Origin of the sequence: Candidatus Uabimicrobium amorphum, assembly GCF_009002475.1 — a bacterium.
Taxonomy (GTDB): domain Bacteria; phylum Planctomycetota; class Uabimicrobiia; order Uabimicrobiales; family Uabimicrobiaceae; genus Uabimicrobium; species Uabimicrobium amorphum.
The window spans coordinates 7,768,284-7,789,783 of the sequence record NZ_AP019860.1; the positions used below are offsets into that span (position 1 = coordinate 7,768,284).

Genomic DNA, 21,500 nt, shown 5'->3' on the forward strand with positions numbered 1-21,500 from the left:
AAATGGGATTATTTAGCCGAAATAATGAACAAGATCCGCTTGCAAACAACAACAAAAATGTACAGGATAATGCTGTAGAAGAAAGCATGGATAAGGAAAATAACGATAAAGAAGGTGTTGTATTACAAGTTGATACAACAGCCCAACAGTATCAGCAACCTGCAATAGAAAAATCGTTAGAAATTCTTCAACTTTCAAATAGCGACAAACAAATTATTTACCCCCTTATTTTCAAATACGGTTGTATGACACAAAAGCAAGCAGCAAAGTTTTTGTCCAAAGAAGCTGCGGAAAATCTCGTTTTCGACAATAACTTGCAAGCTGTAACGCATGGTGATGAAACGATACTTTTGCACACGAAGCAAAGTTTAGAATTACTTGCTGATCTCACGCAGGATAACTACAAAGAACTACAAAAGGAAGCGTTGTTTGGTGTTGATGATACAAATGTTTTGCCAAGTGTTATTGAAGAGCTGGAAGTACTTCTTGCGTACGAAAAATATTGCCAATCGCATAAACAATATCAGATGTTTCACTGGGTATCCAACTTTAATCCACGTAAAAAGCGTAACCTTAAGATTCGTCGTGTTGATGTGAAACGTGGTTCTTTATCGCCTAACTTTGTGTTAGTACTAACAAAAAAAGACCAGTGTATTTGTGTAGTTTTTGACTTTTTACCGCTATACAACGCATATATGTTGGGCGAGCGACAGGAAAAGTATTGGGATATACTCCGTGCATACCATTTGTGGTTAGAGGATCACGAAAATGTCGCCAAGTGGGTTAAGAAAAATAAACTTTATGTACCAGTGGAGGAAGTTTGTATTGGGTTGATATTCCCTAACGGAACACAAAAACTTGTAGAAAATGTTTTTCAAAAAGTTAAACGACAAGGCGTTGAAACGAAAATTTTATTGGCAAGCAAAGAAGATGTTTTGAAAAAGCCTACGAAATGTTTTTATGGAAATAGTCAAGTACTATCCTTTACATAGTAAAAATAATATCTCTTTGCCATTTTAATAGTTTTTTTGAAATGTAAATTCTAACTCCTCCGATAACACCCAAGTTTTACAAAAGTATAGAGTATTCTCGTAACCAACTTGGGTGGCCTGGCTCTATGTTACGTACAAAAATCCTAGGGACTTCCATTTGTGATGTATCTGGATTATAAAAGCCTTTATTGACGGTGCAGGCTGTGGCAAACCCATACTTATGGAGATGTTCTATAACTTTACTAGAGTAACTTCCATCTGGATAACAAAACAGCTCAGGCTTGGTAACTCCAATATCAAGTAACAGTTTTAAAGATGCAGATATTTCAAAATTTAATTCTTCTTGACCTATTTCGGCAAGGCGTCGATGGTAGTATCCGTGTCCTCCTACCTCAACACCATCCTTATGCAAGCTAGAAATATCTTCTCGACTGAGATATAAATTCTGTGGTAAATCTATAGGAATCTGACTATCAAGTACTTGTTTCAAGTTTTGTAGTAGGATAATTTGCTCTTCTGCTGTCGCCATGTGCAATTTTTCTTTAAATTCTCCTTTAATCCACCATTGAATGTCTGTGTCTATTGCTGGTACTTGCATATCGACGTCAAGGAACTTTAAATGGATAGGGGAACGATTATTAGCGTAATGCAATATCATGTAGTAATGGTCTACGTATACAGGAAAATCAGCTTCTGCCGTATGTCCTGCTATTGGAAATATACAAATGGGAATTTGGAGATTTTTAGATAATGGCCAAACGACATCTTTAATCTCTTTGTAGCCATCATCAAATGTTAGCACGCAATATTTACCCTCCTCCTTTTGTTTTGATAGCTCAACAGCTTTTGTTAGCGAAGTAAAGGTATAACCTTCTTTTATCAACCAATTTAGCTGTCTTTCAAAAACTTGAGGTTCAACGGCTGTCCCCCTCGCGAAATAGCATTTATTGTGTTTTGTTTTTTCACAGATTCTGTGATACATTAAGATGGCTATATTTGGCACTTTTTCTCCATTCACAAATAAGATTATGGACTTTCTATAATTGAAAAAATTTTACTATGTCTCTCTTCTGATAGGTCAGCGAAGCCTATAAATTCATCATTTACAATGTCCCAACAGATAATACCCGTTTTTGTTTTACTCCATGGAGATACTTGCCAATCATATTGTGGTTTTCGCCGTATTTCAGTTATGCCTACAAATAAATAGTTATCTTGGATCATAAGACCACGGCACCAACCATGATATGAAGTTTTTTCAAAAATATTTGTAAAGTACATCACATCATCTGTGACCGCGTTATTTTCTATTCTATAAGCTAAAACTCTCCCATCAACGCAGGTAATCCAGAATTTATCATTATAAATAAATCCATCATGTGGTGGGGCAGGAGTGGTTATCATTTTGCTGAAGTCCAATATATTATAAATGCCACAAGCCGATAAACTAGTTACAAGAACTTGAGTTGGCAATATAGAGACATGGTTAATGTGAACGAAATCTCTAACTGGCTTTTGGCAAAAATTCTCCTTGTCACTTTGGTAGTAGTCTTTAGTAGGAGGAGCATCTACTATGGGAGTATCTTGTTTTGTCCATCCTCTTTTTAAGAGTTTTGGCCAATCTTGGCGGGCAGGTGTTATGCCATGTAGCCTTTCTTTATTAAGCCATGATGGTTGAAAGCAGTGGTTTCCTACAAAGTTTCCAGGTAAATCAAAGATATCAATACTCTCAACGCCTGTATTTACAACAAATATTTTTCCTTGGTTTACAGTTATATGATGCAAGTCATTCATACATGGTTGATGTAAAACTCCAGAGAGATCCCAGTGAGGTGGAGAAAAGCGAAATACTGCGCAAAAACCACATACTAGTAAGTCTGATTGTCCAGGTGTGCCGACCCAGGTGGCACCAGTAAAACCTTTACGAGAGACTAACAAATCTTCAGGTGGTGTAAATCGTATAATTTTTTCCACGTTGCTTCCGAAAACATCCACCTCATATACAAAACCTTCTCCTGACTCATCAAAGTATCCACCAGTCACCCATATTCTAGATTCTTTGCCCATTTTGTATTCCTGAAAATTCTATCACTTGGTAGATGTTTAAGAAAATTTACTGACCTGGTTTTCTTCAAAAAGAACTCGAACATCGAATTGAAAATGTTTTTTTATTATGTCAGAGGCTTTTTCTCTATCGATATTTGTAATGTCTTGTGGCTTATCACATTCACAAAAAAAGAGTAACGTATCATCACGCAAAAAAAGAAATTTATCATCTACTACCTGCGAAAATCGCAATCCTGTACTAAAAGGATACTCAACACTTCCATCAAATCTGTTTTTGATATCATCCATTATCTGTTGTTCGTTTTTTGATTCAAACGGAATTTCTGTTGATAGACGCTCCTCTCCTCTTCTAGTTTGGTAAACTTTCAAAGAGTATGGTTTAATTTCTGATCTATAGGTAATTCCGTAGCAAGTGTATCTTACTTCATAATGCTTAGGAAACAACTTAATCGATGGCCAACCATTGCCTACATCAGCAAAATAAGTTTGCCCTTCAATGTTAACTGCCACTAAGCGATGAATATTTTGGTTGTTTATCAAAGAAGAATGCAGTTTTGCCTCAATCCCTAAACTTTTTAATGTGTTAAGAAAGCTTAATGTTTTATCTGAGCAAGTACCACCATAGATTAGTGTTTTTGGTGTTGTTTTTGATAATAGATATAGGTTATGGAAAGGCTCTGTTTTAAATTTGTTTAACATTAAGCTTTCCACGTAATTTATACTTGTCATTTGTGTGTCCTACCACGAGATGCTATTGCATTGTTGAAAACAGGGTAAGAGTGGAAATAAATTGCATCTGAACCTATATCAAAAAACCTTTGCCAGATTTCTTTAAGTACCTGCTTCTCTGTATCACTCTCTTTGGTCAGATGGCAAACTGTCAGAGCTCGTATTCCACTGCCAACATCAAATGATATTTTTTTGCGACGAGTGATCCTCTTTGGCAGATCAGATTCAAAAGTTTGTCTCAGTATAAACTTGTTTTCCATCGTTCCATTTTCTATATGAAAAAAATCATCATATTTTAAGCTAGAAGCGAAATCATGTATTTTTTTGTCTAAGAATGGGCATCTATTTTCTATAGAATGTGCCATACAACATTGATCTATACGACGTAACTCAGTAAAGCACATATCATTAATTAATTGCTGCCGAATATTGATCCAATCATCATCCTTTTTGAACATATGATACCCACAGAAAAGTTCATCAGCTCCCTCTCCAGACAAAACAACTTTTAGTTGGTCTTTATGGGCAGATTCAGCTAATAAATACGTACAAATACCATTACTTATGATAGATGGGTTATAGCTTTCGGTGGTGTAGACCACTTTGCAAATCAATTCTCTTAGCGTGTTCTTATGGGGAGGATCGATATATTTGACCTGAATGCCTAAATATTTTTGTAGCTCTACAATATAACTATAATCAATGGAGTTTTCTTTTGCTAATGCATAGTATATTACATCTTTCCGATGCTTTGAAACTATAGAAGCTACAATCGAACTATCAAGCCCACCACTTAGAAAGACTCCAAAAGGATCTGCTGGCAAACGTTTTATTACCGCATTTTGTACAAGGTTTTTTAGAGAAGTGGCTTTGTCTAATACATTGGTTTTATGGTTTACTTCCTGATAAACTGCCCCTGTAGAAAGGTCTATCCGACTTACTCCTTTAGGTAACATCTCAAAGCTATCCACGTTTGGTATAGCTTTCAATTCACTGGTCACGAAAATTTCAGTGCCTGATCTACCTAAAAATAAAGGTTTTTTACCGATGTAGTCTCGTATACAAAATAGTTTGTGGTCTTTTCGATTGTATATCAAGCCGGAGTAAAAGCCATCTAAAACAGAAATGATTTCTACTCCAAGTTTATCGAACAAAGGTAAAATAACATTTGTATCGCATGCTCCTTTAATATCTATTTCATATTCCTCTCTTAAAGACATATGGTTGTATATTTCGCCATTAACAACAGCTATATGATCTTTGTAGTAATATGGCTGACTCCCTAGAGTACTTTTATCATTGATAGCCAGGCGATTAAAAGCTATAGCCAAATTTTCTTGATGAAAAAATTTTGTGTCGTCAGGTCCGCGGTGCTTAATCTTATGTGTGCTTTCTGATAAACGAGAGTCTGCATGTGGACCGAAGTATAAAACAATTCCGCACATGGAATTAACTCCTTTCCACAAGGTATGCATTAGCACACCATTCTAAAAACATTGCGAGCGCATATATACAAGGTTCCGTATATTGGGAATTAATCCATTTGTTAAACTCTCTGTGATCATGTACACCACAATTACCATACTCTTTTATAGTCCATAGATGTGCCATGATTACTTTTGGAATGGTCGACTTTCTTTCGATAATTTTTAATTGGGCATTCAACTTATAATGTAAAATCTCGTCTTTATTTAACAGTCCTTCATAAATACAAATTTCTCCGCACAAACGTTCAAGGAGTTTTCGGCAAAGAGTAAGGCTATAGTCTGGTTCAGAATCTTTATGGATTAAAATTTTATAAACATCGTTTTGTAACCACAGAGGTAAAGAATCAAGAGTTACACTTTTGAAAATGTTGTAAATCATATCTTTTCTCCTTGCTGAAGATTACTACGAACTTCCATCAGAATTTCGCCCAGCATATTCTTGCCTAACCCGTCACCGCCATCTCCCCAATAACTATCATTCTCTGTGTGTTCGATGATATCTGCTTTACCTGTTGCGATTAGTTTGGCTTTTAGATCTGGATGCTGAGTAAATTTAGCAAAAATGGCTTCGCGCATAACATCATTTTTTACATTTTCCCAGTCATCTCTTTTCGGATTGTTTTTCTTGCGACCCATTTTTGATGCTTTTACTGGGGATGGAGCCATACGCAACTCCTCTTCGTAAGGAGTTCCTGCATATTTTTGTGCTTGGTAGTAATGCTCAACTGTCATCCATATTTTGTTTTTGAGATAAACAGGGTGTTTAGAAAAATTAGAGAAGCATCCATAAGGCTGTTCTATCTGATAGAATAGTATTCTGCTGGAATGTCTTTCCTTTGGATAAAAATTTTTGCGGATATTGAAACTATTAGCGCGGCTTATACCATCCAAAAAAAATGTGTTTATGCCCTTTTCTTCAGCAATATTAATCGCGGAACTCAGACTTAGTATAAAATCCTTAGAAGTAAACCCCCTAAGATCATTTTTTGGCTTGTATCTGGGGTTGTATTTACACAATAAATTCCAAAATTTGCACAGTACGTCGAAGTCAGCATTCAAATTATGTGCAAATTCAAAAAAATCATTTAGGAAAGTTATTTGCATAGCAGAAGCAATGTTATATACATACATACCTAGCTCTGCTGTTTCAAAAGAAGTTTTCAAAAAGAAATGTTTCAAATCTTTACTCAAAAGGTTCGTAACTTCTTTTATAGAGTTGCATTCACCCCCAATGAGATAGGTACGGTGTTGATTCTCTGTCTCACAGTATCTAAACAATACAACAATTTGTTTTTTGTATTTTTCTGCAAAGTAGCGTGCAGTTCCTGGTGGAAGTATAGTCTGAATGATGTTAATTCTTGCTTGTGACGTTTTTATTATGGATTCAATAGTAGAAGTGTTTATTTCTCCACCTTCCATTTCGCCAGCAGAAACACATATAAAACAAAAATGTGTTTTGAGCGCCGCATCCATGTTTTGAGAGTATTTAACGATATTTGAATCGTAAATAATTGCAGAAGGAAACATTTCATGAATAGCTTTTCCTCTGCCATCATATCCAATAATTGAGATACTCATTTTGGCCTCCTGATTGTGTTGCTAAAATGCTAGCGTATTAGAAAATACGCCAGGCCTTTAATCTAAGCAAAAAAAGTGGTTAAGTTTGTCTCTTTTGGTGTACAGATAATCGCGATTTTCTTTACGGATTTTAGGTTGAGTATTTACAGGCTCAACTACCAGACCCGCTTCTCTAAGACAAGATATCTTTCGAGGGTTATTGGTTATGAGTCTGACACTCTTGATGTTTAAATCCAAAAGAATATCTACAACTTTCTGATAGTCTCTAACATCCTGTTTTAGCTGAAGTTTTTCAAAGGCTTCAACTGTGTCCATTTTTTGCTTTTGCATTAAAGATATTGCTTTGATTTTGTTAGAAAGTCCCTGTCCTCTCCCCTCCTGATGGAGGTGAAAAATAAGTCCTTCCTGTTGAGAAGCAATGCGTTGCATTGCCTCTTCAAGTTGATCAGCGCAATCACAATCATTTGATTTAAATAGTTCAGAGGCCATGCAAGAGGAATGTATTCGTACTAGAGGTATACTACTAAACTGATGTACATCTCCATAACTAACAAGGCGAATCTCTTCATCTCCGGTGTCATACATACGAAATTCTCCATAGTTAGTAGGGAGATAACACCAGTTGTTTAAATATAGGTCTCTTTTAGGAGTATAGTTTTCTATTTGAGGTTTTAATGAATCTATAAATTTTTTTATTTCATCTTTTGATAGGGTTTTTACTCTTGATTCTATTGCTTCAAACGTAGTTTCGCTGTACCACTGCGATAACTGTTCTACAAACTCTTCAAGCTCACCTGTTTGGTCGTAGTTCTTTATATACTTTTGTATACCGCGAGCTCGAAAATAGTTTATCTTTAAAGATAATAGGCGCTTTTTTTGGTATTCCTGCACTTTATCACAGATAACATTCTTTGTTTCTTCATGAAATTCAAAGTTGTGTACCGCATGTCCTTTTAAAATCTCTTTTAAGGCGGCGTAAAGAGAAGATCCTTGTATTTCCCCAACAACTTTTTGAATATTAAGCTGTGGCTTTGCTTCAATCTTTCTTTTATGGATAACAGGAAAATGAACATGCTTAATTGTGAGGCCATGGTAGTAACGATTGATAACTGCCCAAATCATATCTGAGCGTCTTACTTCTTTTCCAGATACTTCGGCAACTGCATTCGGTGCTTGTAAAGCCAAGGGGTTCAAAATGAAAGTATTACCGCCTCTATTCACAGACTCTTTTGCTTCGTTTATTGGATCAGTAGGTAAGTCTACCAATATCGGCCTTGTAAGCGGTTCGCCAGCTAAAAGATAAGGAGCACGTTCTAGTAAGCGCGTTCTTGCTTCTTTGACCGTTTCTCCCTCGTAGATAGGCGTTAACCAGTACGGTGTTTCCAGATGTCCTGTATGTAGTCGCGATAAATCGTAGTAATAATCTGGATATACCAGGCGAGTTTGTCTATTTTCATTACTACGATCAGGTAAAACATCATCAGGTTTTAAATTATCTAGCCATTGTAAATTATGGATTAAATCTACAAGTTGTATTCGAGATCCGTTCAATGGAGGATTAGGAGATGCATATTCAAAAGAGCCTAACAAAACATCGACTTTCCATCTGCGAAAACTTGGCAGCCAGGGAAGATATAGTCTTGCGCGGAAATCAAGCCTCATATCATCATCAAGTATCCAACCAATAGAATTTTGTTTTTTGTCCATAAAGCGATGAATATATCGCTGTAAAATAGTCCTTGCTTTTCCAATACCTAGCAATGATTTTTCTCTTTGAAAACCTTTGCCAAATATTCCACGTGAATTATCTCTGATTTGTTGACTAAGGCTGATAAAATGGCAATTTATCCCATCCATTTTTGTAAGTTCCAGTAAGTTTTGTCCATCTCCACCATTTTCCATCACAAGTACATCAAGGTCTAACAAGAAAGATTCTTCTCTCAAACAACGCAAATCCTCTAGTAAAGGCTTTAACTGTTGTGCATTGTTACTTATAACAGCAACAATTAAATGGAATGGCTCTGGATCTCTGGGAAAATGTATCTTGGCAGTAGGGATTGATGCTATCTGTTTTGGAACAAAACCAAAAAGAGTTTTACTCCTTTCCAGAAACATTTGCTTTTGCTCATTACTCATTTGGCTTTGATATTTTTGCCAAAATGCCTGGAGCCCTTCTAGCTTTGAAGGACTTCCATATGAAGAAAGGCGTAATCTATCAGAACAACAATAGTGATGGACGGTATGTCTCTCCGTTGATACTGTTTTCACACCCATTTGTGCAAGGCGGATATATAGATCTCTATCAGTACAACTTGCTAAATTTTCATCGAAGAGCCCTGCTTCAAGGATTGCAGACAAGCGTACAAATGTATTTGATCCTTGAATTCCAGGGTTTGTGACTAATAGTTCATCAATATTTAAAACATTGGGAATGCTATCATTGTAGGTTTTACTACTATATCGAGTAATCCCTCCTATTACTACATCGTAGTTTGGAGTGTGTTTTAGACATGTTTCTAAATGGCATGGATGCCATTCATCATCATCATCGAGGATAGCAATAAATGTATTTTCGGGATTTTTAAAATTATCTGTTACAAATACCAGACCAGTATTCCACGCTCCCGAAGCGCCTTTAGCTCTTTTGTTTTTAAGAAAAATAAATTTTACGCCTGGTGGTATTCTGTCTGTTAGAATCTCTTCCAGTTTGGAATTATTCTTTGAATCATCAATGACAACGATATAATCAGGTAATCGGTTTTGATTTAGTACTGATGGTAACGAACGATCAAGCAATAAGTCATCCCGATCACAAGTTGCAATTAAAACAACAACTTGGGTTGAAGTTGAATTCATGTGCCCCTCCAGAAATCAATTTTGAACCATGGTAACCCGAATTGCTAACTGGATTAGCAACTTAACACGGACCAAGTTTCAGGGGTTATATTTTATGGAATTGTAAAGTGAGGATTAGTTTTGCGATTTGCTTTTCATGGGTGACCCTCCAGATTAAATATGGGTTTATGATGAGCAAATGGAGAACCGAACAGCTAATAATCTGGATTAGCTGCTTATCACGGACCAATTGCTATGAATTTTTTAGTATTATTTTATGATGAATAAATCAGAAAGAAATTGCAAGAAGTATTTTTAAAGATCTTAAATTTATTTAAAATAACCATTATATGTCTTTGAGTACAAAAAATAGCTTTGGAGAATTAAAAATGGAAGAAAAAAATCTACAAGTTACAAGCAACGTAGGACTTTACTATGTTTGCTACAAGTTGTCATTACAAGGTTGGAATGCTATGCCTACAGCAAGAAATGCTAAAGGAGTCGATATCATTGCTTATAACTCTGATTGCTCAAAAATGATAAGCATACAGGTTAAAACCCTTAGCAAACGTAATGCTGTCCCCTTGGGAAGAGATCTTGGCAAAGTGATGGGAAATTATTGGATTATTGTAAATGAAATAGATAAAGAACCAAAGACTTTTGTCCTAATTCCTGAAGAAGTTAAAAAATTAGCAGAAAAAAGGGAGAAAGAGGGGCAAGTATCATACTGGTTACAGGTGAAATCGTACTCTAATGAAGAGTATTTCGAAAAATGGGATAGAATAGGAGAGATTTAGTAAACGAACTCTTCCAAGTTTGTCCCAGATTTTGATAACTAAAATTTTCATCCTAAATGTCTCCATGATTTAGCTACTGTAACCTTTTAAAGGTTTGGCAATTTTGAGTTTTGTCGTAAATAACCATACTCATGAGATATCTCAAAAACAACTGTTAATCCTTTCGATATTAGATACAGGAAAAAAAATTTAAACATTTTTTTGCAATGCAACCAACTCTTTTTTTGCAACTAATTTTTTTGTACATAAAATTTGTATTGTTTTGGACACCTAAGATATTTTTATCACACCAATATGGTATTGTCATTCTTTTTGGTATACTTCTATATCTGAGTTATTTTGGAAAAGTACTTCACATTCTCGCCACTTCTATTGCAATAGAGCAATACATCTTTTCTCATAAAAGGTTCACAAAAAGATGCTAATAAATATCTCGACCAAGAACAATACTATTTGAAATCTAAATAAAAAGTTTTGATTTCTTATCCACTCTCCACCATTGCATATGCTGAATGATTGTGTATGCTTTCAAAATTTTCAGATTCGACCCGATACCAAAGTATACGGGGGTCTTGATTTAGTAAGACGGCTGCATTTCGGACTAAATCTTCAACAAAAACAGGTTTATCATACGCTTTCTCAGTAACATATTTTTCATCTTCGCGTTTTAGTAATGTGTAAAGTGGAGAACTTGCTGAACTTTCAGCAATCTCTATTAGTTCCTCAATCCAAACAAAATCGGAATACTTTACTTGAATTGTAACTATCGCCCTTTGGTTATGTGCGCCATATTTGCTAATTTCTTTTGAGCAAGGGCATAGTGTTGTTACTGGAGTCTTTACTTGCAAGATATTGTTATATTGCTGATCTTGTTTACTATAGCTTGCGATAAACGAACAATTGTAATCTAAGAGGCTCTTACGTTTAGAAACAGGAGCGATTTTGCTGATAAAGTAAGCAAAATCTATTTCAACATGCGCACAATCAGAATTGAGTTGGTCTGTCATTTTTCCTAAAAGTTGGTTTATATTTCTTAAGGTAACCTCTCCACGATATTCATTTAGTATTTCAACAAAGCGAGACATATGAGTACCTTTGAAATGATGAGGGAGATCTACATACATCGATATATTGGCAATGGTAGATTGGTACTCATTATTTTTGTCTAGCACTTCAATAGGATAACGAAGATCTTTTACGCCTACTTTTTTAATAGGAATTTTTCGATTATCATGGCTATTTTGAACATCTCTCATTGGTTTCTCCTTAGGTTTTTAAGTTTTTTATTTACAAAAATTATTGTCAATGGTTTAGCTATGATATTTACTTTGTTTATTAATTGACAAAAGTATTCTAAATAAATTTTCAAATAACTGCATTATAAATATATAAACTTATTAAAAATAACTGTATAATATAATTATATTTGTTTTTCGTAATTATTCCTAAATTAAATTCTTGTATAGATTGTAGAAAACTATATGTCTAAAACACTCAAAGTGCGTACTCTTTGTACAAAACAAGATAAAACAACAATTTATTCTTTTTTTCTGCCAGGAAAACTCATACTTGAGATTGCTGATATTTCAAGAATAAAGAAAGATCAAAATGAAAAATTGTTAGGATACCAAAGAAATGAAGTTAACAATCATGTAAAAGAAATAGTTGAGTATTTAGACTCAAAAAATATTATTTTTCCTAACTCCATCATTTTAGCTATATCTAGTGCTGTTTCTTTCAAGCAAAGTCGAGGACCTCAAGTTGGGGGCAATTATTGTACTGCTGGAATTCTTGAAATTCCTAAGACAATTTCTGGCAAAAAACCTGCATGGATTGTAGATGGTCAACAGAGAAGTCTTGCACTTATGAAGTGCAAAAATAAAAATTTAGTTGTTCCCATCACAGCATTCATAAGCGATGACTTCGAAGTTCATCGAACACAATTTTTACTAGTTAACAAAGTTAAACCCTTACCAAAAGGTTTGATCAATGAACTTCTTCCAGAAGTGAATACTCTTTTACCACCAAGTTTAGCAAAAAATAAAATTCCATCGGCAATATGTAATCTTCTCAATAAAGATCCAGAATCTCCATTCCGAGGTCTCATTATCAGGCAAACAACAGATAGAAAAATTGAAAAAGCAGCAGTCGTTACAGATAACTCCATTATTCAAATGGTAAGAAGTAGTTTGAACAATCCTCATGGATGTTTGTACCAATATAAAAACGTAGCCAGTGGCGAAATTGATTTTGAAAGTGTTAGGTTAACTCTAAATCTCTACTGGGGTGTTGTGAAAGATTTATTTCCTAATGCTTGGGGAAAACCAGCGACTCAAAGTCGTTTGATGCATGGTGTTGGGATAAAGTCTATGAGCGTTTTAATGGATAGAGTTATGGTAAGTCATACAATAAATGAAAAAAATTTACAGCAAACAATAAAACAGAAAATGTCCATCATACCACCTGTATGTGCCTGGACAGAGGGAAAGTGGGAGCATTTAGGAGGCATTCAGTGGAATCATCTTCAAAATACATCAAGTCACATCAAATTACTTTCAAATATGCTTATTAGAGTTTATATGGGGGTTAACTAAGTGAAATTTTTTTTTGCTGAAAATATAGATTATATTGATCCCAACTTTAATTTTGATACCGAAACTTGGTCGAAAAATAGAATTCCTCAAATTGATGATGTATATCCACATGAAGTATTTGAGACATGTCCGTATGATGGACTCTTGGTTTCTCGTAATATTGTAGGGGATTTATTTCATAAAGGAAAGTTTTCAACTAACCAAAAGTATCGCCTTTTTAGAGAAGGCGTTCATAAATATTTTAGGCTTCCAAAAACAAATTTTCCTGTCATCGGTGATTGTGGTTCGTTTTCATATATAAACATGGATTTACCTCCTTTTACTAATAATGAAATTATTGAGTACTATCAGATGTGTAATTTTACTCATGGAGTTTCTATAGATCATGTTATCGCAAAAATGCAAACTGTTTGGGACAATGAGAAAAGGCGACCATCTGAAATTACTAAAAGAGCAGAGTTCTCTTCTCGAAGTGCTATAGAATTTTTAAAAATTTGCCAAGCGAAAAAAGTTGACTTTACACCAATTGGAGCAGTGCAAAGTTGGAGTCCCAAATCTGCTGGTAAGTACGCAAAAACTTTAGTCGATGCCGGATATAAGTACATAGGGTTAGGAGGAATGGCTTATCAACCAACAGACTTTCTTTATGATGCTATTTCTGAAGTTCGTTCAAAGATCCCAAGTAATGTAAAATTGCACATTTTTGGTTTTAATAGGTTAGAGAAAATTGAAAAATTTACTGGTTTGGGTATTGATTCTTTTGATAGTACTTCCCCGATACTAAAAGCATTCAAAGATGAAGATGATAACTACTTCTTTGGTAAATCCAAAAGATATCGAGCTATTAGAATCCCCCAAGTTTACGAAAATATGGACATAAAGAGAAAAGTTCAGAGAGGTGTTATAAATCAAGACGTTGCATCTCAATTGGAACAAGATGCCTTGATGAAAATAAGAAATTATGCAAAAGAAAAGACTGGTTTAGAAGAATCATTAGAAGCAATAGTTACTTATGAAAACTATGTTTTTGGAAAAAGTTGCCGTCAAAAATATCGTAATGTACTTTATGAAAGTCCTTGGAAAAATTGTACTTGCCCAATATGTAAGCAGTTAGGGATAGAAGTTATAATTTACAGAGGAACAAATAGAAATAAACGTAGAGGATTTCATAACCTTTTCCATTTCTACCAAGAACTTCAAAGGGTAAGAGAAATGAAACAACAAATTGTGGCACCGTGCATAAAAACAGAGCAGAGTCCAGGCAAGTATATATATTCATTTGTAGTGAATGGTAAAGACATCTCAAAATTTGCCTCTGTTTCGAGAGTTAAAAGAGGAGATAATGGAGATCTGTTAGGCTATCAGCGACCTGAGGTGATGCAGCATATCCAAGAAATAAAGGAGTACATAGAAAGTGACAATTCAATACTTCCAAACTCTTTAGTTATTGCTTTTCAGAAGAACATTGATTTTTGTACTTGCGAAAAAATAAATGTTTACAGTGAACTGGGTAAGTTGACCATAAGCTATAGTGATAAAAATAAACCTGGATGGATTGTAGATGGTCAGCAAAGAGCAGCAGCTTTAAGAGTAGCAAATCAACCGAATTTTCCTATTTCGGTTGTTGCTTTCGTATCAAACGGAGAAAATGATGAAAGACAACAATTTGTTCTTGTAAATAATACAAAACCTCTTCCAAAAAGTTTAATATATGAGTTACTACCAAGTTTTGAAGAACATGTACCAAGTAAACTAAAGACTAGGCGTGAAGCTTATATTATTCTTGAAAAACTTAATGTTGATAGAAATTCACCTTTTTATATGCGTATAAAAACAATGACTTATAGAGGAATAGAAACTGCGAATATAAAAGACATGTCTATCTTAAAAATGCTTGAAAATAGCCTTACCAACGGTATCCTTTTTAAGTATAGACATAATCCACAAAAAGTATCTGACATACTTCTAAATTATTGGAATGCTGTAAAAACATACTATTCAGATATATGGCATCTCCCTCCGAGAAGAAATCGGTTAACACATGGCGTTGGTATTGTAAGTATGGGATATCTCATGGATACTATCTCATGGCGACTTATGAAGCGTGGAAAAGTTCCTTTATCTGAGAGATATTTAGATGAATTAAAAATTCTTGGTAAAGATGTTCCATGGAATAATGGTACTTGGAAGTTTAGTAAATCAATGATTTTACCATGGAATGAAATTCAAAATACAATAAGGCATATAGACATGGTCACCAATTTTTTATTAAGAAGGTACACTCATAAAAATTAAGTAAAATAGTCCACTGTTTTACCTAAAGATCTTTCGCCGACAATTTTCTAGCTCCTTTTAATTTTGCGACTAGTTGTATTTTATTACCATTATACTCTGGGTGATCAAATGCAAAATAGTTTGCATTTTGTGACTGCCGATATAAACCACTATGAGTGTAATTCGTTGTCCCAGTTATTATTGCTAAAGGTGTAACCACTCCTTTAGCATGTAACTCTGGACATTCATATATACTTGCTTGATATCGTAGCGATTTTTTTAAAAAAGTTCGCTCATGCCAATATTTTTCTTTATCTTTGCTTAATCCTTTTTTTGAGAAACCGTATTTCAATATAGCTATATGAACTTTCCATTTTTGTTTGGAAAAGTGATAAATTAAGTCTAGTAAACGTAAACTAGTTTCCCTATAACCAATTGTCAATTGTTGGTGCCAAACTCCTGGGGTTACTGTCAACTCAAAATTGGATATCCATGGAGAAATAATGAAAAGTTCTTTTTCATTTGGCATTTTTAGATTATTTTGAGCTGTATATAAATTTAGAGCAAGTATGTCCAATAATATTTTGGGTTCTAGCCATGTAACGTTGGGCATTAATAGTCCTTCAAATTAAAAATCCATGTGTGGGCGAATCCAAGGTTTTAGTAAAAATGTTGCATCCCATGATCGTCGAAAAACTCTCTCCCATCCAGCAGGAACGGAAGTAGGAATAATAACTAAGTGTTGGTTACCATTACAACTCATATCTGGCAAATCCAATTCGATTTGTGGAAAGTTTGGTAAGGTTTGTCCCATACAAGACGCAACAACTTGACCAAGATCTTCCCATAATATTGTATGAGCCATTTCTGTTCCTGGATAGCGTAGTCTAGTTTCAGGCTCTTCAGATGAGCAAATTAGGTAACGATATAGGGCATCAAGTACCAGTTTGTTTACAGTTTCCTGTGCGTTTAAACTACCATGGATGTTTTGTTCTGGCGATAAAATGCATGAAATACAACCACTGATGCAAAACCCCATAGCTGATTCTAAAGACTGATAAACAGGATAGAACTCGCTCCCCACTAGTCTAGCATTTTGATAACATGAATATTCACTACTTACATAAGCAATAAACTCTGGACAGTACTGGAAAGGTAAAATATGATCAAAAGATTTCATACCAAATTCATTACGAAAAAATTCAAATATTTTTCCTGCTATCTGTTTCTCTCCACGAACAGCGGTTTCCAAATCTTTAAACCAATCCTCTATACCTAAGTTATGAAAAGCTATATGTGTTGCGTGACTACTTTCACATTCGTGTAAGGCTTCTTCAAAACAATGTGTGAAATCCATTGTTGGAAGTGGGTCTGGAGTGTTTTCTAGTGCACTAAGTTTTGATGTTAAAACCCTTTCTATTGCTGTTATTAAAAAATGGTCACGAACAAGTTCAGAAGCACCGTTACCAAAAGCATCAGTATCAAAAAGATATATGTCTACTTTATCTTCTTCTAAAATACGATAAAAATAGCTTAACTCTTGGGCTTCTGCACCTGTTAAACGTAGAGCTGCAGAATGTATAGTCATTCCCAAAGAATTGATAAGAATATCTAACGATTTTTCTTTGAAAAAATCGTTAGTAAGCAGGTTAATATTTGAACAAGCTTGTTCAAAATTACCATATGTGCTCATTAAAGAGTCACAGTGGGCTTGTACATTATTTGGTTCGTGTATTCTCGCGATTATATTGCAAATCTCTCGAAAAATTCTCCTGTCCAGAAAATTGGGATGTTCTTCAGTAAAACACCCAACCACTTCATCAAAAATTAGACTAAATGGTTCAGAAGCTTTCTTTTCCTCTGAATCAGAAGGATGCCACCTCACCATTAAGTGAAACAAAATTATAGTTCTCAAATTACGAACAGTAAACACCGACGGACGACTTTGATTTGCTAGCCATGGAGGTGCATCTGCAGCAGGAGGATCACAAGCATTTTCAGTTAAAAAAGCGTGTAAAACTTGAATAATGAGGGATTGGTAGACTACAGAGTTAGAATGTTGGTGTATTTCATTAATAAACATTCCAATTTTGGAATTTACTCCTGTATCTAACTGAAAAACTATGCCAGGTGCTTGATACTCGTGACCAATAGCTATTGGCGGATGACTTCCATCAGATTCTAATCCACGATAAACAAGGCGTGAAGCGTTAACTGTACGTGACATAAATTGGCGTTCTAATCCCCATGCAAATTCAGTAATTTTTAAATTTGGCTCGAAAGAAATATTATAAAATAATGATGTTGTTAGTGGTTGAGGAATACTAGGTAATTTTTTACTTGCGTATTTCTGAAAATAAGAAAAACGATCAGGAATAACTGAAGCTTTTTTTCCTTTGTTTATTCTATACCATTTCAGTGGGTAACAACGTGGAGGAGTTGGTACGCTAATGATTCCATTATTATCTCCACTAACCCGGTCTCTACTATCCCCATCAGCCAACATGCCATCCGAGATCTGTACAAGTGGCTCACTTGATGAAGTAATCACTCCAATTTGACGAGGAGTGTAAACTGTAATCTCGCCTGTACCAACAAAGCCAGGGGGAAGATCCTGTGGTAGTAAATTTGAACAAACCGTTGGCTCAAAATATTCTGCATTATCTACGCATAAATAAACTCCCTGAACTCTGGGAATAACCGCATTGGGAAAACCCTGAGCAGCTAATTGACTAACTGGTACCTTACGTGGAGAAGAGGAGTAACGATATGTAATTGTACCTGGAAGAAGTAGAGATATTGCTAATGAAACGGTTTCATATCCTAACTCGCGCTGTTGCCCATTGACCATTTCAAACACTCGAACCGTTTCGTTTCCAGATGCTTCAAATAGATTTGGAGGCCATAAATAGGGCTGATTGCTAGGAATATTTTTTTCTGGTACCCCTCTTCTAAATATCACTGATGAGAGTAAATTCCACAGATAACTTCGGTGAAGTGAAGCATTGGGTGTTTGACCCGGCGGAACTTTATCATATGTTTGTAAAAAACGTTCATGTCTACCTAAAGATCCTGGTAAATTACGAGTAGGTGGTTCATACTTAGAAGCGCAAATTTCAGCTAATGTAGGGTTTCCTTGAATTGGTAAAGGCGTTAGAAAAAAATTAGGTCCAAATTCGTGTTGGAAAACATCAATGACTCCCACTTTCCTTGCTAGAGGGGCATCGGCTGAAGTTAACTCGCTTACCTCTGTTGGATTAGATATCTCATGAGTTTTTGCACCTAGATCTGTTAAATAGATTTTTAAATTTTTCAGATTTTCTTCTTTACATGGATGATTTCCAAAAAGAAAATTATAAACGGCTTCCACTTTCTTATCCCACCGAGAAAAAGAACGATCATATTGATGATCATTAATCAGGTTTATTCGGTGTCCATCATTTTGAATACGTGAATTGTTTGGCCCATCATTTTGCAAACATAAAAAATCAATAATTGCCATAAAAAAATGATGGCATGCAATAATACGGTTATCTTCATGAAAAGGTATTGGTTGCAAATAGTCGGGGTCTAGGGCAATTTGAGGATTTCTAAAATAATACTGATCGCGAATGTTTTCAGTTACAATATGTACTAGCATTGTATCTGATAGTAATTCCCGCCCAACACGTCCAACTTTTTGCTGTATACTAGAAGGGTCACTCATTGCTTTAAAAGTGATTCCTTCTTGGACTAAATCCAAATCTACACCTACTTCAAGGCGTGGGGAACCAATTAGAAAAGCACTATTCTCTATTGCGTTGTGTTCAAAATGTATATCACGAAATATTACATTAGCTGTTTCTGAAAAGATATCATTAATACTATCTAACGTTAGAGCATTAAAATTTGTGCGCGAGGTGAATGATCGCAGACGAATAGAATTAATAAAGTTATATAGAGGCTGATGGTTACGTGTAGTTGGTTGCTTTAAACCATTGAGAGGGGAATTATTGTTCAGAGGCTGAGGAGTGTTGCTTCCAGCATGGTCCATTGACCACCACCAACACAAACCACATTTAAAAAAAGGGCATTTATCAAGATTGGAAAGTGTTTTAGATTGCGCTGATTCATGGAGAGGTTGAAACCATTGGGCTGTAAGAAACTCATCCCTAACACCTAAACGTGAGAGATAACTATTAGCGTTTTGTGGAGAGAAATCCCACAATTCTTGAATTTTGCAAAGCTGCCTTTGAGAAACATCATCAGGTTCACGATCAATGGTTGTTTTTATTCCCTGTTTACATTTTTTGCATAGGTCACCATAGTGGCTTCTTAATTTTTGTTGCCACCGAGAAGGGTTTTGCCGAAAAGAGAGGTGATGTATAACACGCCACAAAGGCTCCTGGAATCGGATAAAATAAGGATAATTACCTTGAGGGTTAGCCTGTTGAAACATCTTTATTGACTTACTTTTTTCATTGTCAGCAACTAAATCCGCCCAACGACCAATTCCATCTAAAGAATCACAAAAACCAAGCGTTTTGTGAATATGAGATGATAAGCGCGCTTTCAAAATATTGGAAGTTTGTACAGGATTACCCAAATCACTTAGAGCAATTGGTTGATCAGATAATAGTTGGTAATATTCGCGAAATAGACCATTACGTCGATTGTGTATTAAGCAAGAAGTTGCGTTTACTAATGCTGTTATACTACTAACCTCTGGACGTTGCTGTAAAAACACATGATGAACCCAGCCGGTTTCCTCCATGTTTTTTGCACTCAGCTCGAGAACGCGATTGGGAGCACATCCTAAAACTCTAGACGTATGACGACAAGGTTCAGCAATTGTGGCACTTGCTCCAATGTAATAAGGAAGTTGAATATTTTTTTTATTTTCTAATAAATCCTTAAAACAGCTTTTAGGGTTCTGCTTTCTAGATTTACATATTGCCCGCATGAGCATTATACGTTTTAGCAACATTTTGGTATGCGAACCATAAATTCCATTGAGAAGATGAATCTCATCTAAAATGACTAAATCTAGATCTTGTGCTAATCCTTGACATGCCTCAGGATGAACTAAACGATTGGCCAGTGTATCCATATTGGAAATAAGCATCGGGAAATTACCATTGTATGCATCACGAATAGCTCGAAAGTTTGCTCCTTTGGTATCATCATCGTAACTCATTTGCTGTTTTAGCTGCCCTCCGGCATCCAATATTGGCTGAGGGATTGATGCACCAGATAATTTATTCACTTCTTCTATCAAACTAAACAAATCGCGAAATTGATTAGCAGCAAGGACTACTCTGGGATACAATAATAATACCTTAATACCTTTTTCTTTTCTGATAACATTATAGGCTACATGGATAAGTGCTCCAACTTGAAAAGCAAATGTTTTACCTGATCCTACGCCAGCAGTAATGACATGTGCATCTTGTTTGCTACGATATGAATTACAATATAATCCACATAGTGTTGCTAAAATTGAGTGTACCTGGAAAGTAGCTAAGCAAGTATGTTTTCCGCCTAAAAAATTTGCTAACGCGCGGAGGACAAAATTAACAGCTTGGGAAAGAATAGCTTGGTCTATTTCTGAATTAATACGATGTTTATTCAGTTCTCCTGCTTTGATTTCTGATTGCCATTTTTGCGAAACATCCAGAATTTTAATGTCTCTTTTGGGCCGTAACTGTGCTTGTCTCTTGTAACGCAAAACACCGGTACTTGGGGCCATATCAAATCGTTGATAATTGCTAGATAACAGACGTATAACTTCAGCGACTCGAGAGCGGTAAATTAAAGACACACCTTTTTCATAAACAGCGACCTGTTCATATGGAGAATTAGTGCTGTTTCGACAATCATTCTCCTCTTTTTTTAGATTTTTTTCACTTCCATAACAATCTAATCCTTGTAACTCAATATCTTCATATTTGAAGTTATTATGACTTGTATGAGGAACTTGTAAAACTTTTCGTGCTTTCCAAAGTTTCTTCAATTGTTCTAATACCCATTCCTCACCATGATCTTGGAGATCATGTGGTAATCGTTTTGTAATTTCTTCAGCAGTTATCCAAAAATCAAAAACACCTCTTTCTAGAAAATCGCGCTCTATTTCATATAAGATCTTTAAAATTTCGTCCATTTTCGCCC

The 21,500-nt window shown here is 35.3% G+C and carries 14 protein-coding genes; 4 read left to right on the forward strand and 10 right to left on the reverse strand.

Going from position 1 to position 21,500, the window contains the following annotated elements:
* Nucleotides 1-2 precede the first annotated feature (2 nt).
* On the forward strand, nucleotides 3-992 hold the full coding sequence (locus UABAM_RS27170) for a hypothetical protein (protein ID WP_151971136.1): 990 nt from the start codon (nucleotides 3-5) through the stop codon (nucleotides 990-992).
* A 76-nt stretch (nucleotides 993-1,068) separates the two neighbouring features.
* Here UABAM_RS27170 and UABAM_RS27175 read toward each other — a convergent pair whose 3' ends face one another.
* From UABAM_RS27175 to ribA, 7 genes are read right to left on the reverse strand one after another with little or no spacing between them, the layout of a single operon-like run.
* A complete protein-coding gene (locus tag UABAM_RS27175; protein WP_151971137.1) occupies nucleotides 1,069-1,995 on the reverse strand; it encodes a polysaccharide deacetylase family protein in 927 nt (308 codons plus the stop codon).
* Between the two features lie 23 nt (nucleotides 1,996-2,018).
* Entirely contained in the window at nucleotides 2,019-3,059 is a 1,041-nt protein-coding gene (locus tag UABAM_RS27180; RefSeq protein ID WP_151971138.1) for a hypothetical protein, read from the reverse strand.
* Nucleotides 3,060-3,095: 36 nt separating this feature from the next.
* Nucleotides 3,096-3,788: an arylamine N-acetyltransferase gene (locus tag UABAM_RS27185; RefSeq protein ID WP_151971139.1), complete on the reverse strand. Its 693-nt coding sequence runs from the start codon at nucleotides 3,786-3,788 to the stop codon at nucleotides 3,096-3,098.
* The gene (locus UABAM_RS27190) at nucleotides 3,785-5,233 is read right to left on the reverse strand and encodes an asparagine synthetase B family protein (protein WP_173013607.1); all 1,449 of its coding nucleotides are present in this window, start codon (nucleotides 5,231-5,233) and stop codon (nucleotides 3,785-3,787) included. Before UABAM_RS27190 ends, UABAM_RS27185 begins: the two co-directional genes overlap by 4 nt.
* A 4-nt stretch (nucleotides 5,234-5,237) precedes the next feature.
* Nucleotides 5,238-5,654, reverse strand: coding sequence for a DUF4145 domain-containing protein (locus UABAM_RS27195; protein WP_151971141.1), 417 nt, complete (start codon nucleotides 5,652-5,654; stop codon nucleotides 5,238-5,240).
* Nucleotides 5,651-6,853, reverse strand: a complete 1,203-nt coding sequence (locus UABAM_RS34055; protein ID WP_261343917.1) for an NADAR family protein — start codon at nucleotides 6,851-6,853, stop codon at nucleotides 5,651-5,653. The genes UABAM_RS27195 and UABAM_RS34055 overlap by 4 nt, the downstream gene beginning before the upstream one ends.
* A 57-nt stretch (nucleotides 6,854-6,910) precedes the next feature.
* Nucleotides 6,911-9,709 carry a GTP cyclohydrolase II RibA gene (ribA, locus tag UABAM_RS27205; protein ID WP_151971142.1) on the reverse strand — a complete coding sequence of 933 codons (2,799 nt, stop codon included), beginning with the start codon at nucleotides 9,707-9,709 and terminating at the stop codon, nucleotides 6,911-6,913.
* Between the two features lie 368 nt (nucleotides 9,710-10,077).
* Between ribA and UABAM_RS27210 the strand changes: the two genes are divergently transcribed.
* Nucleotides 10,078-10,485 carry a hypothetical protein gene (locus tag UABAM_RS27210; RefSeq protein WP_229759311.1) on the forward strand — a complete coding sequence of 136 codons (408 nt, stop codon included), beginning with the start codon at nucleotides 10,078-10,080 and terminating at the stop codon, nucleotides 10,483-10,485.
* Between the two features lie 482 nt (nucleotides 10,486-10,967).
* Here the strand turns inward: UABAM_RS27210 and folE2 are convergent, their stop codons facing one another.
* Nucleotides 10,968-11,741, reverse strand: a complete 774-nt coding sequence (folE2, locus tag UABAM_RS27215) for a GTP cyclohydrolase FolE2 (protein WP_151971144.1) — start codon at nucleotides 11,739-11,741, stop codon at nucleotides 10,968-10,970.
* Nucleotides 11,742-11,966: 225 nt separating this feature from the next.
* Between folE2 and dbpB the strand changes: the two genes are divergently transcribed.
* Nucleotides 11,967-13,079 carry a DGQHR domain-containing protein DpdB gene (gene dbpB / locus UABAM_RS27220; RefSeq protein ID WP_151971145.1) on the forward strand — a complete coding sequence of 371 codons (1,113 nt, stop codon included), beginning with the start codon at nucleotides 11,967-11,969 and terminating at the stop codon, nucleotides 13,077-13,079.
* Nucleotides 13,080-15,374 carry a tRNA-guanine transglycosylase DpdA gene (dpdA, locus tag UABAM_RS27225; RefSeq protein ID WP_151971146.1) on the forward strand — a complete coding sequence of 765 codons (2,295 nt, stop codon included), beginning with the start codon at nucleotides 13,080-13,082 and terminating at the stop codon, nucleotides 15,372-15,374.
* 22 nt (nucleotides 15,375-15,396) lie between these two features.
* Here dpdA and UABAM_RS27230 read toward each other — a convergent pair whose 3' ends face one another.
* Nucleotides 15,397-15,966: a phospholipase D-like domain-containing protein gene (locus tag UABAM_RS27230; protein WP_151971147.1), complete on the reverse strand. Its 570-nt coding sequence runs from the start codon at nucleotides 15,964-15,966 to the stop codon at nucleotides 15,397-15,399.
* Nucleotides 15,967-15,981: 15 nt separating this feature from the next.
* The gene (locus UABAM_RS27235) at nucleotides 15,982-21,492 is read right to left on the reverse strand and encodes a DEAD/DEAH box helicase (protein WP_151971148.1); all 5,511 of its coding nucleotides are present in this window, start codon (nucleotides 21,490-21,492) and stop codon (nucleotides 15,982-15,984) included.
* Nucleotides 21,493-21,500 lie beyond the last annotated feature (8 nt).